General features: G+C 46.9%; 11 protein-coding genes. 8 read left to right on the forward strand and 3 right to left on the reverse strand.

Annotated features, from left to right (window positions below; translation table 11 throughout):
- Positions 1-9: 9 nt before the first annotated feature.
- Together THIAE_RS02945 and THIAE_RS02950 are read right to left on the reverse strand one after the other, a co-directional pair.
- On the reverse strand, positions 10-1,101 hold the full coding sequence (locus THIAE_RS02945; protein ID WP_006459356.1) for an efflux RND transporter periplasmic adaptor subunit: 1,092 nt from the start codon (positions 1,099-1,101) through the stop codon (positions 10-12).
- A 24-nt stretch (positions 1,102-1,125) separates the two neighbouring features.
- Complete coding sequence (locus THIAE_RS02950; RefSeq protein ID WP_006459355.1) at positions 1,126-2,358, reverse strand: lytic murein transglycosylase; 1,233 nt, start codon at positions 2,356-2,358, stop codon at positions 1,126-1,128.
- Positions 2,359-2,477: 119 nt separating this feature from the next.
- Here THIAE_RS02950 and rlmKL point away from each other — a divergent pair, with 119 nt between their 5' ends.
- The 8 genes from rlmKL (at position 2,478) to THIAE_RS02990 (ending at position 14,843) form a co-directional block, all read left to right on the forward strand.
- Positions 2,478-4,676 carry a bifunctional 23S rRNA (guanine(2069)-N(7))-methyltransferase RlmK/23S rRNA (guanine(2445)-N(2))-methyltransferase RlmL gene (gene rlmKL, locus THIAE_RS02955; RefSeq protein WP_006459354.1) on the forward strand — a complete coding sequence of 733 codons (2,199 nt, stop codon included), beginning with the start codon at positions 2,478-2,480 and terminating at the stop codon, positions 4,674-4,676.
- Positions 4,677-4,678: 2 nt separating this feature from the next.
- Complete coding sequence (locus THIAE_RS02960; RefSeq protein ID WP_006459353.1) at positions 4,679-6,826, forward strand: EAL domain-containing protein; 2,148 nt, start codon at positions 4,679-4,681, stop codon at positions 6,824-6,826.
- 22 nt (positions 6,827-6,848) lie between these two features.
- Positions 6,849-8,231: an oxygen-independent coproporphyrinogen III oxidase gene (hemN, locus tag THIAE_RS02965; protein WP_006459352.1), complete on the forward strand. Its 1,383-nt coding sequence runs from the start codon at positions 6,849-6,851 to the stop codon at positions 8,229-8,231.
- Between the two features lie 80 nt (positions 8,232-8,311).
- The gene (locus THIAE_RS02970) at positions 8,312-9,823 is read left to right on the forward strand and encodes a type II secretion system protein GspD (protein WP_006459351.1); all 1,512 of its coding nucleotides are present in this window, start codon (positions 8,312-8,314) and stop codon (positions 9,821-9,823) included.
- Positions 9,824-11,383, forward strand: a complete 1,560-nt coding sequence (locus THIAE_RS02975) for a GspE/PulE family protein (RefSeq protein ID WP_006459350.1) — start codon at positions 9,824-9,826, stop codon at positions 11,381-11,383.
- A gap of 1 nt (position 11,384) precedes the next feature.
- A complete protein-coding gene (locus THIAE_RS02980; RefSeq protein WP_006459349.1) occupies positions 11,385-12,608 on the forward strand; it encodes a type II secretion system F family protein in 1,224 nt (407 codons plus the stop codon).
- Complete coding sequence (locus tag THIAE_RS02985) at positions 12,595-13,956, forward strand: hypothetical protein (protein WP_006459348.1); 1,362 nt, start codon at positions 12,595-12,597, stop codon at positions 13,954-13,956. Before THIAE_RS02980 ends, THIAE_RS02985 begins: the two co-directional genes overlap by 14 nt.
- Complete coding sequence (locus tag THIAE_RS02990) at positions 13,947-14,843, forward strand: hypothetical protein (RefSeq protein WP_006459347.1); 897 nt, start codon at positions 13,947-13,949, stop codon at positions 14,841-14,843. The genes THIAE_RS02985 and THIAE_RS02990 overlap by 10 nt, the downstream gene beginning before the upstream one ends.
- Here the strand turns inward: THIAE_RS02990 and THIAE_RS02995 are convergent.
- Complete coding sequence (locus THIAE_RS02995) at positions 14,840-15,466, reverse strand: type II secretion system protein (RefSeq protein ID WP_006459346.1); 627 nt, start codon at positions 15,464-15,466, stop codon at positions 14,840-14,842. The two genes, THIAE_RS02990 and THIAE_RS02995, sit on opposite strands and share 4 nt — an antisense overlap.
- Between the last annotated feature and the right edge of the window lie 126 nt (positions 15,467-15,592).

Consider the following 15,592-nt stretch of genomic DNA (forward strand, 5'->3'; position numbering starts at 1 on the left):
AATTTCCTTTTAATCATTGAGGATGCGAACAGCTTGATCAGGTTGCAGGCGATGCACGCCATGTCGAACAATTTTGCTGTCCTCGGCTAAGGTGGGTTGGATAAGTGCCACCCCGTTATGCAGCCGAACTAGCGAAACGTCAGTTAGTTGCGCTTTATTATCAATGACTTGCCAGACATGAGGGCCTTGACCAAGATCAATCAGGGCGCTGCCAGGTATTTGTTGTAAGCGATTGGGTAAGGGTTGCTCAAAGGTTACCGAATAGCGTTCACCTAATGGGAGCTTCGCTAGGGCTTGCTTCGCGTTGGTATCATCAGCAATAGGTTGATAGCGAACTGCAAATAGACCGGTTACAGGATCGGCCAGGGGTTCTTGCTCAAATAAGCGCAATTCAATTGCACCTGTTGGGGTGATGAGCTTAGCCTGCTTTGGCAGCGCGGCCATGCGATGCGCGGGCAGATGCGTGAGGACAATGAGCGCATCGGTTTGGATAAGTTCAAGTAAAATTTGACCGGGTTGGACTTGTTGGCCGGGTTCAATCATAACTTGGTTAATGCGGCCTGAAATCGGTGCCTTGAGCTGGGTGTAGTTAATTTGGCGCTCAGCGAGGGCACGCTCTTGGTTGAGGCGTGCAAGTTGTGCCGCTAGGCTTTCGATGCGGGTTTCGATTTGATCGACATCTTGCTGTGATACCAGTTCACGTTTAAGCATCGCCTTTAAGCGATCACGATCACTAAAAGCTAAACGCTGATCGGCTGCAAGTTGTTTGATGCTAGCATCAAGACTATTGCGCTTGAGGACAAAATCCTCGGCATCCAAGCGTATCAGTGTGGTGCCTTGATTCACCTGATCACCTCGTGTTACAGGCCGTTCATTTACCCGGCCACCGACTTCCATGCTCAGTAAAATTTGTTGCGCGGGCAGCAGTTGCCCGAGTGCTTGCCATTGCTCATGTTCAACGAACATCACATCGCTGACCTCAACAGGGAGGCTGGTGTGCTGCTGTGATGATGAGGTGTCCGTGACTTGTTCGTCAGCTGAACAACCCGCTAAGGTAAACATCAGTAGCATCACGCCCGCAGTTAAGGTTTTAGTTGCCATACTTACCTCTCTAACTATCATAATTTAGCCTGGTGAAGGGGTTTGTTGTAAAACCTGCAGCATGCGCGGACTTGGAAACCCGTCTGCCGGTAGTCCTTTTTGGACTTGAAATTCGCGTAAACCCTGCCGGGTGCGCTGTCCAGCAATGCCATCGGCACGTCCGACATCAAAGCCGAGTCGGTTTAAGTGATTTTGTAAGGCAATGACGTCTTCTCGGCTCATGGCGGCATCATCAGCAGGTACTCTGGCAACCAGGCCTGGTTGATGCCGAATTTGGTCAGCGATTATGCCGACTGCAAGGGCATAGTTGTTTGAGTTATTCCAGCGTTTGATGACATTAAAATTATGAAACACGAGGAAGGCAGGACCACGATAGTCGCCGGGTAGCAGCAGGGCAGCTGGCATATCTTCAGGTGAAGCATTCGTCAGTTTGGTACCTGTTGCACTGGTAATACCAAGCGACGCCCATTCAGCTATAGTGCGTTGCGTGCGACCGTCTGCAAGCGCATAGTTAAAACCTTTTGGTAGTCGAACCTCATAGCCCCAGTCTTGACCTGTGCGCCAACCTAGACGATTTAAAAAATGCCCAGCGGAATGAAACACATCGTCGAGACTATTAAAAAGATCTTTGCGACCACTGCCGTCACCATCCACCGTGTAGTGAATATAATTTGATGGCATAAACTGAGTATGTCCTAGGGCACCCGCCCAAGAGCCTTTCATTTGTTCTAGGGTTAAATGCCCTTCCTCAAGAATGCGTAAGGCATACAAAAGTTGTTCAGTAAAAAATGCACTGCGACGTGGGTCATAGGCTAGGGTGGCCAGGGCTTCAATAGTGGGGGTATTCCCGGTAAAGCTGCCAAAATTGGTTTCCATCGCCCAAAATGACAATAAATAGGCGTCGGGGATGCCATAGCGTGCAGTGACAGTGCCAAGCAGTTCGGCATGTTGTTGCCTGAGTAATCGCCCGCGCTCAATGCGAAGTGGGGTGACTGTCATATCAATGTACTGCCAGAAAGTACGGGTAAATTCCGGCTGGCGTCGGTCGAGTTCAAGAACACGTTCATTGAGTTGAACATTCGCAAAAGCCATATCAAAGGTTGCTTCGCTAATGCCGGCACTGAGCGCTTGGGGTTTAAACTCTTGGACCCAGCGTTGGAATTCGGCTTGATTTTGTGCCGTTTGCGCGCCAACCTGCCAAGGGAGTAATAAGCTAATTAAAACAAATCCGTACTGAATAAATCGCGTGTAAGCCATAGACTGTCCAGTTTATTAACATATTTTGATTGGTAATGACGCTTATTCTAACGAAAGCCAAAGCCAAAAAAGGTAAAATTAACACAAGTTAGTCAATCATTGAAAGTTAAGAAGGGTAAATGAAATTTTTTGCGACCGCGCCAAACGGGTTATCTGAGTTATTAAAAGAAGAGTTACAAGCCTTAGGCGCGCAAGCGGTCAAAGCACAACCCCGCGGTGTCAGCTTTGAGGGTGGATTAATTGATGGCTATCGTGCCTGTTTATGGTCACGCCTGGCCAATCATGTGTATTTAGTCCTGTTGGAAACCGAGCTGGATACCCAAGAAGATCTGTATGCCAGCGTTCGCGCAATAGACTGGTCATGCCATATGACCGAAGATCATAGTTTTTCGATTTCGTTTACCGGCAAAGGCATGGGAATTGAGCATACCCACTTTGGCGCGCTCAAAATCAAGGATGCGTTGGTCGATTATTTCCGCGATAACACCGGCCATCGTCCGGCGGTAGATCGTGATTATCCCGATATTCAATTACACGGCCATTTAAACCGTAATCAATTTACCTTGAGTTTAGATTTGTCCGGTCATAGTTTGCACCAGCGAGGTTATCGTGAAGGTCAGCAGGTTAAGGCACCGTTAAAAGAAAACGTCGCAGCGGCGATTTTGATTCGCGCCGGTTGGCCGGAGTTGGCCGCGCAGGGCGCACCCTTATTTGATCCGATGTGTGGTTCGGGTACGTTTTTAATTGAAGCAGCTATGATTGCATCGGATACGGCACCAGGCCTGGCTAAGGCGCAAGATATGGGCTTTTTATCCTGGTTAGGCCATCAGCGTGAGATTTGGGATGGCTTGGTCAAGGATGCGGTGCAACGTGAAGCTGCAGGCCTGGCAAAAATTCCAAAAATCTATGGTTCGGATGCCCATGCGGGTGCGGTCAAAATCGCTCGTCAGGCGGTGCAGCAAGCCGGTTATGCCGATGTGATTCAAGTACAGGTGTTGGCGGTTAATCAAGCTCAACCTGAAGCCGATCTTCAAGTTGGTTTAGTAGTGACTAATCCACCCTATGGCGAACGCCTAGGCGAAGAAGATGAAGTCAAAGCCCTATATGTGCAAATTGGCGAGATGTTGAAACGTCATTTTGTTGGCTGGCAAGCGGCCGTATTAACCTGCAATAAGGAGTTAGGACTCTATTTAGGTTTAAAAGCCAAGCGCGACCATGCGTTTTTTAATGGTGCAATGGAATGTAAGCTATTTCGTTTTGAGGTTGAAGAAGAGTTTTTCCGTCAACCCGCGCTTAAAGCCGGTGCGGATTTGGCCACAGAAGTTGAAATGTCGATGGCCGATCTGGCACAAAGCGAAGGCGCGCAGATGTTTGCCAATCGGTTACGCAAGAACTTAAAAACCCTGCGTAAATGGGCTGATCGCAATAAGGTGTTGGCCTATCGAGTCTATGATGCCGATATGCCAGAATATGCCTTGGCGATTGATTATTACCATACGCTTGAAGCCGGTGAATGGTTGGTGGTGAATGAGTATGCCGCACCGAAAACGGTAAATGCGGCGAAAGCCAAGCGTCGTTTGTATGAGGCGATGGCGGTCTTGCCAGAGGTGTTTGGCATAACCGCTGAAAAAGTGGTGTATAAGGTTCGCCAAAAACAAAAAGGTACAAGCCAATACGAGAAGCTCGAAGAGCGCAAAGATTATTTTACGATTATCGAAAACGACACCAATGTGCGGGTTAACTTTACCGATTACTTAGATACCGGTTTATTTTTAGATCACCGCGATGTCCGTGCGTTGGTAGCGAAGCTCGCGAAGGGCAAGGATTTACTGAACCTGTTTTGTTATACCGCCACCGCGACCGCACAAGCGGCGGTGGCGGGCGCTAAAAACTCGTTGAGTGTCGATATGTCGAAAACCTATCTTTATTGGGCCAAACATAACTTTATGACCAACAATATTGACTTGCGCCATCATCAATTGCTACAAGAGGATGTGGTCGCTTGGTTAAAAAATCCGCCCAAAATGGAACCGTTTGATGTCATTTTTCTTGATCCGCCTTCATTCTCGACTTCCAAGCGGATGGAAGGGGTGTTGGATATTCAACGTGATCATGTTGAGTTGATTGAGCAGGCCGGTGCGTTATTAGCCGAAGGTGGTGTGTTGGTGTTTTCGAATAACATGCAGAAGTTTAAACTCGATACCGAGGCGTTAAGTGACTGGCAGATTGAAGATATCACCCGTAAAACCCTGCCGGAAGATTTTAAACGCAGCCCGAAAATTCACCAGGCCTGGTTGTTACGTAAAGTTGGGAGCTGAAAATGTTGATCACTTTATTTGTTATTACGCTATTGTTCTTGGTTATGGCTATTGCTGCTGTGATTTGGCAGCGTCGTCACCTAGTGAAAATAAAAGCCGACCAGCGCGTTTATGAGGTTTTATTTGAGCGTTTGCGAGAAGGGGTTATTTTTACTGACAAAGAACGGAATATTGTTAGAACCAACCCAGCTTTTAGCAAAATCACCGGTTATGAGTTTGCAGAAGTGATGAATAAAAACCCCAATGTCTTGAGTTCGGGTATGCAAGATGCCAGTTTTTATCAAAAGGTCTGGGATGCCATTAATCAACAAGGTTTTTGGGAGGGGCGACTTTGGAACCGTAACAAGTCTGGCGAAGCCTATTTACAAAAAACCTCTATTATTGATTTGGCTTCGTTGAATCATCCCAAGCTGGGCTTTATGGCGATTCAGTCAGACATTACCAGTCTGGTTACGCATGAACAAGAGCTTAATAAGTTATTACATTATGATGCTTTAACTGGATTGCCTAATCGTTTGCAGTTAACCAAACATTTAGAGGTGGTGCTAAAAAACGCGCAGGCCAATAGCGATATGGTTGCGGTGTTGTTCATTGACTTAGATGGCTTTAAGACCATTAATGATAAATTCGGTCACGAAGTAGGTGACAAAGTCCTGATTCAAACAGCCCAGGCACTCAAAACAACCTTAGGAGAGCATGCGATCGTATCGCGGGTAGGGGGTGATGAGTTTGTTGCGGTGATTAGTCACCTTAAAAATGAGCATTTGCTTAATAATCTTTTAAACAGAGTGCAGCGTTCTATTAGCGAAGTGGGTTATAGCCAAGATGTGCTTCTTGAATTGTCTGCCAGTATTGGCGTTACCCTCACCCCTGAAAATCAAAGTGAAGCAGAGCAGTTAATTCGGCACGCTGATTTAGCCATGTATCAAGCTAAACAGGCTGGCGTGGGTTTTATTAGGTTTTTTGATTTAGATGAGGATCGCGAAACTAAACATTATCGTCGCATTTGGTTGGAAGTTGAAAATGGCTTTAAAGAGGGTGAGTTTGAACTTTTTTATCAACCCAAAATCAATATGCGCACGGGTGAAATTGTTGGGGCAGAAGCTTTAATCCGTTGGCATCACCCTCAGAAAGGCTTAGTTATGCCCGATAGCTTTTTACCCTTTATTGAGCGTAGTTATTTGTCAGAAACCTTGGACAAATGGGTGATAGTTCAGGCGCTTAATCAATTGAGTGAATGGCGGTCAATGGGGCTAGAGTGGCAATTGAGCATCAATATTACTTCACGTTCATTGCAACAAGCCCATTTTGTGTCGAACTTGGCAAAACGGCTTAAAGAATATGGCACTGAATTGGCGCCTTATTTGGAGATTGAGGTACTTGAAACGAGTGCGCTAGAAGATATGGAGCACGTCATTGCAGTTATTGGTCAGTGTCATGCATTGGGTATAAGTTTTGCATTGGATGATTTTGGGACGGGGTATTCGTCATTACAATATCTTCGCGACTTACCGGTTGATATCATTAAGATTGATCAAAGTTTTGTTCGTAAAATGTTGCATGACCCAAATGACTTATCTATTGTCGGCGGTGTGATCAGTTTGTGTCGTGTCTTCAACCGTCAAGTGATTGCCGAAGGGGTGGAAACGGCTGAGCACGGCGAAGTTTTACTATTATTAGGTTGTGATTTTGCGCAAGGATATGGCATTGCCCGTCCAATGGATGCAGGAGCATTAATGGTTTGGCAAGCCCAGTGGCAAGTAAAACCATTTGGTTTAGTGCATAATCAAGCGATGTTTGGCCGAGGCGATACGAGCTTATTACGAGCTGAAGTGATTCATCGTTTGTGTGTTGATCAAGTCGAAGATTACATATTGGGCAAGCACGAAGCGGCGCCTGATGTAAATTCGAAACAGTGTGATCTTGGTAAATGGCTTGGTCATTACAGCTTAAAACATGACCAAATCTGTCATGAGTTAAAGCAAGTGCACAGTGAGTTACTATTCACGGCAGCTGAACTCATTAAACTATGCCAAAAGGGACAGCAGTCTGCTGCACAAGACCAACTCCCTAAACTATTTAATAGGCGAGATGGTTTTATTAAAGTCATGCGCAAACTGCACAATGCTGTGGTAAACATAACCGAATAACCTAAAATCATAGAGGACGAGTGTGGAACAAGGAATTCAATTTGATGCGGACTTAATTAAACGCTATAACCAAACCGGGCCGCGCTATACCTCCTATCCGACCGCGGTACAGTTTGACGAGTCATTCGGTATCGCCGATTATGAAGCCGCTGCTGAACGTTCAAACGCATCCGGGCGCGGGTTGTCACTGTATTTTCATATTCCGTTTTGCGACACCATTTGTTTTTATTGCGCCTGCAATAAAGAATGGACCCGTGACCGTAAAAAAACCACGCCCTATTTAGAGCGTCTGTTTAAAGAAATCGAATCGCAAGCCAAGTTATTTGATCCGAATCGCAAAGTGGAGCAATTACATTGGGGCGGCGGCACTCCGACGTTTATTAATCACGATGAAATGCGTCAGTTAATGGCGAAAACCCGCCAACATTTCAATTTGTACGATGACGACAGCGGCGAATATTCGATTGAAATAGACCCGCGTGAAGCGACGGCTGAAACGATTAAACTCTTGCGTGAACTCGGCTTTAACCGCATGAGTTTAGGGGTGCAGGATTTTGATCCGAAAGTGCAAAAGGCGGTCAATCGTATTCAGAGTGAAGAAGAAACCTTTACCGTATTAAACGCGGCGCGTGCCGAAGGCTTTTTGTCGGTGAATGTCGATTTGATTTACGGTTTGCCGTTTCAAACCCAAGACAGTTTTTTGCAAACGCTGGATAAATTATTAGCAGTCGAACCGGATCGTTTCTCGGTCTTTAATTACGCGCACATGCCCAGCATGTTCCCGACGCAGAAAAAAATGCGTGAAGAAGATATGCCGACCCCGGATCAAAAACTGGCGATTTTGCAGGCGACCACCGAACGTTTATTGCAAGCGGGTTATGTGTATATCGGCATGGATCATTTTGCCAAGCCGGATGATGAGCTGGCGGTAGCGCAGCGTAGTGAAACCCTTTATCGCAATTTCCAAGGTTATTCCACCCACGCCGATTGTGACTTGATTGGCATGGGCGCGACCTCGATTGGTTTGGTGGATAACACCTATTCACAAAACCGCAAAGACTTGGAAAGTTATTATGCGGCGATTGATGCTGGCAAATTGGCGATTTTCCGCGGGGTGCATTTAACGGAAGATGACGAGTTGCGCCGTAACGTGATCACGCGGTTAATCAGCCATTTCCATTTGAATTTTGCTACGGTGAATCAGCAATGGGGTATTCGATTTGACGAATACTTTGCCAAGGAATTGATGGCGGTACAACAGTTTGCCAAAGACGGTTTACTGACGCTGGATGCGCAGGATATTTATATTACCGCCAAAGGACGGTTATTGATTCGTAATATATGCATGGCGTTTGATGCCTATATCAAACCCGGTACCACCAATCGCTTCTCGAAAGTTATATAGTAAGTATTTTTAATTATTTTAATTGCAAGCCCAAGTAAACTTACGTATATTATGTAAGTAAATTTACTTGAGTTTTGCTTATGCGGTTTATTCGTCTTCGTTTCATTCATTTGTGCGGTATTTCTTGTTTAAGTCTTGGGTTATTAGGCGGCTGTAATACTACACCTCATCAGCTTAATGCTGATTTTGATTTGCCTAATACCGTACCGGCCTTTTCAACGCCGCAGGAAAAGACAAACGCTCTAGTCGATCAACGCCGCCAAGCCAGCTTAGCCAATAAAGAGCTTGTGGAGCCTTCGGTCACGCCCAGATACAGTTTGCACCTCCAAGACCAGTCGGTTGCGGATGTGCTCCAACAGCTGGCTTGGATGGCAGATAAAGAGCTGGAAATCTGGCCTCATCAGGCACCGCCTATTAGTCTCAGAGCAGATAATTTAACCTTGAATGAGCTATTACACCGTGTAGCGGTGGCGAGTGGCTTACAGGTGTTATTACAACAACAACGTATTATTGCGCGCCCTGATCAGTTGTATTGGCAAGCCTATCCGGTTGGCCTGCTCAATTTGCAGCGTTCTAAGGTTGATAACCTCGTTACCAATCTCAATATTGGGCAAGTGAGTTTAATGGCGGCGCAGCAAAACTCCAGCCAATCCAGTATGAAGATGAGCAGTGATACCCATATTTGGGGTAGCCTAACGAATCATCTTGCACAATTATTAATCAACGAACCTCTAGCTAGCGAACTTCCATTGCAGCAACGAGTGATGGCGCAACCTGAAGCGGGTCTGGTCATGGTGCTTGCCAGCTATCAGCAACAACAACAGGTCGCCGACTGGTTGGCCCAGCTGCAATCAAGAACCAGCCGACAAGTCTTAATTGAAGCGGTGATTGCTGAAGTGACTTTGTCACAAGACTATCAAACGGGTATTGACTGGAGCCTAGATGGTTTCAAAAATCGTAGTGGTATGAGTCAAGTCAGCCATGACCGGATTTTTAGTGCTAGTTTGGGAGCGGTGGGCTTAGATGTGATGTTGGGCTTGCGGTGGTTAGAAAATTTTGGCCAAGTTAGTGTGCTGTCAAGTCCGCGCGTTATGGCGCTAAATAATCAGCCAGCGATGCTTAAGGTGGTGGATAACTTTGTGTATTTTACGATCGGTGTCGTGCGCACGACTAATCAGAATGTGACTGAAGTAACCTATGGCTCTAATTTGAACTCTGTTCCGGTAGGGTTGATTTTAAACGTTCAGCCGATGATTACCGAGCAACAGCAGGTATTACTGAATGTGCGCCCCAGTGTGACACGGATTATTGGGCAGGTTCAGGATCCAAACCCTGATTTAGCGGCTGTGGGGGTGAAAAATTTTGTGCCTTTAATTCAAGAGCGGGAAATGGAAACCTTATTACGCTTAAACAATCAGGAAACGGTGATGATTGGTGGCTTGATTCAGCAACGCCAAGATGAGCAGCAGTCAGGTTTGTATGGCCTGGCGCGTCAACCCAGTACGTTGGCACGTTTATTTGGCTTGCAGCAAGCGACGCAAAGCAAGACTGAACTTGTGGTGTTGTTACGTGCCACCCTGGTGGAGGATTAGGTGGTGAGAGTACATGAAGAAGCACAACGCAATTACTTACTACAACATAATGTGCTTAATGACGCGCAATTGGCTCTGACCGAGCAAGCACAGCAATTGCAAGGTGGTAGCCTGCTCGATAATAGTGTTAAGTTAGGTTTTTTAACCCGGGAGCAGGCCAGTTTTTACCAGGGGCAGCAACTCGGGTTAAGTTATTTAAAGTTGGCTAAGCTTATTCCAGACCCTGAAGCGCTCGCCCTGTTTGAACCGGTACTGTTGCGAAAATGGCAAGCGGCGCCCATTAAGTTGCAACAGCAAAAATTGACTTTAGGAGTGGTGAATCCCGATGATCTCTGGGTACAAGATCAAATTGAACACTATTGTGCTTCACGATTACCGTCCCTTCAGCTTAACTGGGTATTGATTAACCGGGATGAGTTGCCGGATTTTCTTGCGCGCAGTTATCAATATCAGCGTGCAATTCCAGCGCTGATTAATGAGGCACTTGAATTATCTCCGCAGCAGGCGAGTCTTAATGATCAGGATGATTTTCGTCACCCGATTGTGCGTTTGGTGGATAGCTTGTTAAGTGAGGCAGTCAAACAGGGCGCATCAGATTTACACTTTGAGCCAGAGCAGGCGTTTGTGCAATTACGCTATCGTATTGATGGTTTATTAGTCTTGCAGCATTATCTTCCGAAGGTGTTGTGGTTACCTATTTTGGCACGTATCAAGATTTTAAGCGGTTTGGATGTCACCGAACAGCGGCGGCCACAAGATGGGCGTTTTGCAATGATGTTAATCGGCAAAGCCATTGATTTTAGGGTGAGCAGTTTACCTGGCGCTCAGGGCGAAAATTTGGTGCTACGCGTGTTGGATCAACAAAAAAGTGTCTTGGATTTGGCGGCCTTGGGATTAGATACGGCGCGCGAACAGGCGTTACGGCGTTGGTTAGCGCAACCAGCAGGGGTTATTTTAGTTGTGGGGCCGACCGGATCCGGCAAAACGACCAGTTTATATGCGATGTTAGCCAGCCTGAATCAACCGGGTGTCAATATTATGACGCTGGAAGATCCGATTGAATATCGCCTAATCGGTTTGCGCCAGACTCAAGTTAATAGCGAGTTTGGGGTTAGTTTTCAACAGGGTTTGCGGGCGATTTTGCGGCAAGACCCAGACATTATTTTAGTCGGTGAAATTCGTGATGCCGAAACGGCTCGCTTGGCTTTTCAAGCTGCGATGACCGGGCATTTGGTGTTATCTACCCTGCATTGTGACCGTGCCAGCCAGGCCCGTTATCGGCTAATAGATTTAGGGGTCAGTGAAACGGTGATGAATGAATGTTTAGTGGGGGTGATGGCGCAGCGTTTAGTCCGGCGCTTAGCACCGGAGCAGGCCAGTCAGGCTGACTATGCTGGCCCAAGTCAAGCTCGTCAATATGCCGGTCGGCAAGCTTTGATCGAAATGGTGTCACGTTGGCCTAGTGATCAACAGCTCGGTGATTTTTTTGATCATGGTGCGCAATTAGTGGCTAATCAGCGTACTGATCAGGCTGAGTTGCAGCGGGTGTTAGGGGTATAGCATGCCTAATTTTCGGTTGACCTTTATTACGACAGATGGACGGGTTAAAACGGATGAGTGGGAGATGCCCTCTGAGGCAAGTGTGCGCCAGCTACTTGACGAGCAGGGCCGTGTGCTGATTCGGCTAAAACGCATTGATCTTGACCTTAAACAGCGCGGGTTATCAGGGTTAATGCGTCGATTTAACTTAACTCGCAGCCGCCAGTTTGATTGTGTGCAACTGACTGAAGACTGGGTGGCCTTGCTCGCCTCGGGATTGAGCGTTAGCGATTCTCTTCAAACCCTATTAGAGTGGCAGCAAGATAGCGCCACCACGGCAAATTCAGTATTAGGTTCGGCACTCCAGCAAGTGGTGGTGCGGCTGCATGAGGGGATGCCACTTGACCAGGCCTGGCAAGCATCAGGATTGCGCTTAGAGGCGACTTGGTTATTGAGTATTAAGCTAGGTATGCAAACCGCTCAATTGGTGGACGTATTGCGCCATTGGTTGGCTTTACAGCATTGGCGTCGGAGTTTTCGAGGACGGCTTAAGAAGCTGTTAACTTACCCACTGATTGCTTCGAGCATTTTAATGTTGGTATTAGGCTTTATGTTGGTTTGGGTTCTGCCTGATTTGATTGGATTTTTAATCGATATGAACGCCCCGATTAATCAGGCGACGCGCTCGATGTATGTTGTTTCTAATTTGTTGATATCGCAACCATGGCTTTTGTTAACCGGTTTGTTAGGCACGGCGCTGGCCTTTTGGCTAGGAATTAAATTACTTGGATCACAACGTATTCCTTATATAGGGCGTGTGACTTTAGCGCTTGAACGGGCCTATTTAATGCGTCAATTTCATTGGTTGCTCGCCACAGGTACTACGCTACACGATGCGGTAGGGCAAATGATCGCTAATAATCCTTCAACTGAGCGAAAAACTCAGTTGCAAGCCCTGCACGATCAACTGGCACAAGGGGTGCCTATGCCGCAGGCTGTGGCACAAAACTTGGCCTTACCTGGATTTAGTCAGAAGCTATTAACCCTGGCTGAAAAAACCGGTCAGCTCGCGCCGGTGATGCAGCAACTCGCTGATTATTTTGAAGCGCAGGCCAAGCAGCAACTGGACCGTTTGGAACCTTGGGTTGAACCTATTACGACGCTAGTGCTTGGAGGTGTTGTAGTCTGGATGATCTTGGCTATTTTAGGCCCAGTTTATGGGATGATGGCGCATGCGATTTTTTAAATCTAAAACAACCTTAGCGTTAAGTTGGTTTGATGGTCGAGAACTCAGCTCAGTTAGTACAGTATCGTCTGATAGCAGGTCATTGGTGGTGCTGTTGAGTAGCGATGAATCTTGTCAGTGGCAAGTACGCCCTAAGTTGCAGCTATGGCAGGCCTGGTCTTGGATGCGTGCGCTAGTGCGGCGCGCGCGCTATAGCGCTATAGATTCAGCCTCGCGTCGTTTCTATGCCTGGCCGATTATGCGTCGCTGGCAAGGGCAAGCGGTGTATTTGCAGCAACAATGGGAGCCGCACCAGGTTGATCTGTGCAACCTTAATGACCAGCTTGGCATTGGGTTATATGGTTTTAATCAATGGTGGCAGGCCTGGTGGCCACAAAGTGCCTTGCAATCGTTATTGGTGGGGCAGCCAAAACAAGCATGGGTAATGGTGCATTTACAGCTGGCGCCTAAGCGGTGGGTGCAAGTTGCCCATTACCAGCAGCAGGCCTGCTGGTGGCGAGTGCTCAGTGAACGCGAGGCAATCAACTGGTCGTTTGAATATCAACGTTTTGTCGATTATTTGCAACAACAACCGCTACCGCCTGCGCAAGGCCCCTCATGTTTAATTTGGATAGATCAGCAGGGATATCGGGTGATATCAAATCCAGATGACAAAGCGGTTTGGATGCCCGATTCAACTTCTGCTATAACGCATGCTGTTCCACACGCCTGTGCGTTTGATGCACCTCAGGTGCTGACTCGTTTACAGCGCGTAAAACCGATTTATGCCTTGGCACCTTGGTTTCAAACTTATTTGACCCAGTTAAGACGCAGGAGTTTGATCAAGTTGAATGTGTTCTTAGCCGTTTGGTTAATCTTATGGCTTGTGGCATTAATGCTGTTTGATCCGCTTTGGCGTACTGATAGCAATAAAGGACATCCGCTCCAGTATTCGTTTAAACAGAGTGCTCAGCTTGATCCGCCTCTTACTCGTCAGCAACAACAGCAAATTACCAGTGAGTTACTGGCATTTCAACAACGCTACCAGGCCTGGCAATCCCAATCTGTTAAGGAGTATACCCAGGCTATATGGCAACACTTGACTGACTATGGCATGGGCGTTGAAAAAGTGCAGTGGGCTTGGCAGTCTGAAGGCTATTGGCAGTGGCAGGTTAAAGCGCAATTAGCCGGATCTCAGCGTCATCAGCTAGTTGAGATTTTAGAGGACTTTGCGCATCAACAGTCCTTAACCGGACGGTTGGAGCAGTGGAGTGTGGATTTGCAGGGTTTAGAGATTGAATTGGGGCGATTACATGACCCTCAGCAGGGTAGCGTTATGGTTAATTGGACGTGGCAATTATGGCCTTAAAAACCTTGGCTAAACCGCTGGCGGTAACCATGTTGCTAAGCAGTGGTTTAGCGCTATTGGGTAGTTGGCACGGATTAGCCTATCAACAGACGCGTGTGCAACAGCAAGCTACCGCTCAATACCAACAGCAATTAGCCGCGCAAGCCGAATATCAAACCTGGTTAGCGAGCGTGCAAGCCATGCAGCCTGCACTGAGTTTGTTACAGCTCGATGCAACGGCCAATGACTGGTTAACCGCCTTAAACAAGTGGCAGCAGGCGCATCAGCAGGCCTGGCCAGACCTTGAACTCACTCAGTCGCAACCCGCTTACAATTGGCAGCGTTATCAGTTGCACAAGCAGTTGCGGATTAAGGATCTGGCTGATTACCAGGCTTGGTTGGTTTGGCAGGCCGAGCCATTTCATCCTGGTTTATTACCTGTGCAATGTCGTTGGCTAAGTCAAGGGCATCGTCTGAAAGTTGATCAGCCTAGTCAAGCGTTTAAAGGTACGATTGACTGTATTTGGCAACTGGATGTTTGGCAGCGGTTAATCGGTTCTGAACACGCTATCTCTGTGTCACCTCAAGCGCTACAGGATGATGATATTTATCAAGCGTTTGTGCCTGATACGCCAACTGCTAGTCTCGTTAAATCTTCACAAGCTGCTACAACAGCACCTGTCTCTGCCACACCTATTCCGGCGGCGGTTTTTTCCGGAGTGGTCGCGGATGGACAGCAGCAGTATGTCAATATTGACAATGTTTGGTCGAAGTTGCCAATGAATTGGTGTCATTGGCAGATTAAGCATTACGATGGTTATGCGCTATGGCTTAGTTCATCCGAAGCGTCCGGCAGGCCCCAGCTTATTCCGCTAGGGCAGCCTTTGCCGAATTGCACAAGGGATTAAATCTCAAAACAGACGGTGCGATGATTGTCATCTGCAGCAAAATTACTATCACTACTCGATATGAGCGTGGAGTTGTGCACCAGGCGCGCGCGCCCACTGCCTAGGCTTTCAGTACCATCTATAAGGCGAATCAGGTGGTTAATATGACTGTCGTCGTTGATTTCTGCGTAACACACTGCCCAGTTAAAGCTATTACTGCCATTGTTAGCAAGGTTGGCACTACCTAGGGTGCCATTGGGGCTGCCGCTACTCGTACCGTTTTTAACCAAGTAAATTGGTCCCCCCAAGCTGTGTTGTGATTTAGGGTTGATAAAACCGGTGTTATTGAGTTCGCTAAGTAAACGCTGACTATCAGCTTGCCAGCCGTTACCATCGGTTTGGGCGCGAGTGAGGATGTTGCCATAACGTTGTTCATAACTCACCAAGGCCATAGCGTAATTGTTGACATCATTGGCGGCGGTGCTGATTCTGGCATTGGTAATAAGTTCAGCGCCTTTCATAATACCGGCAATCAGTAAGCCGATGATAACCAATACGATAGCGATTTCAATTAACGAAAAACCGCCTTGGCGTTTTAATGATTTGTGATGTTTGAGTAAAGTGAAGCGAGTTGTTTTGGTCATAATTATCTCCATCATATAAATATAAGCAATATTGCTTAAATTTAATTGTAATTAAAAATAAGTATAAATACTAATAAATTTATAGGGAAATAATTTAAATCCAGTGCGATAAGTTTTACTGTTGCA

Origin of the sequence: Thiomicrospira aerophila AL3 (assembly GCF_000227665.2) — a bacterium.
GTDB classification, from domain to species: Bacteria; Pseudomonadota; Gammaproteobacteria; order Thiomicrospirales; family Thiomicrospiraceae; genus Thiomicrospira; species Thiomicrospira aerophila.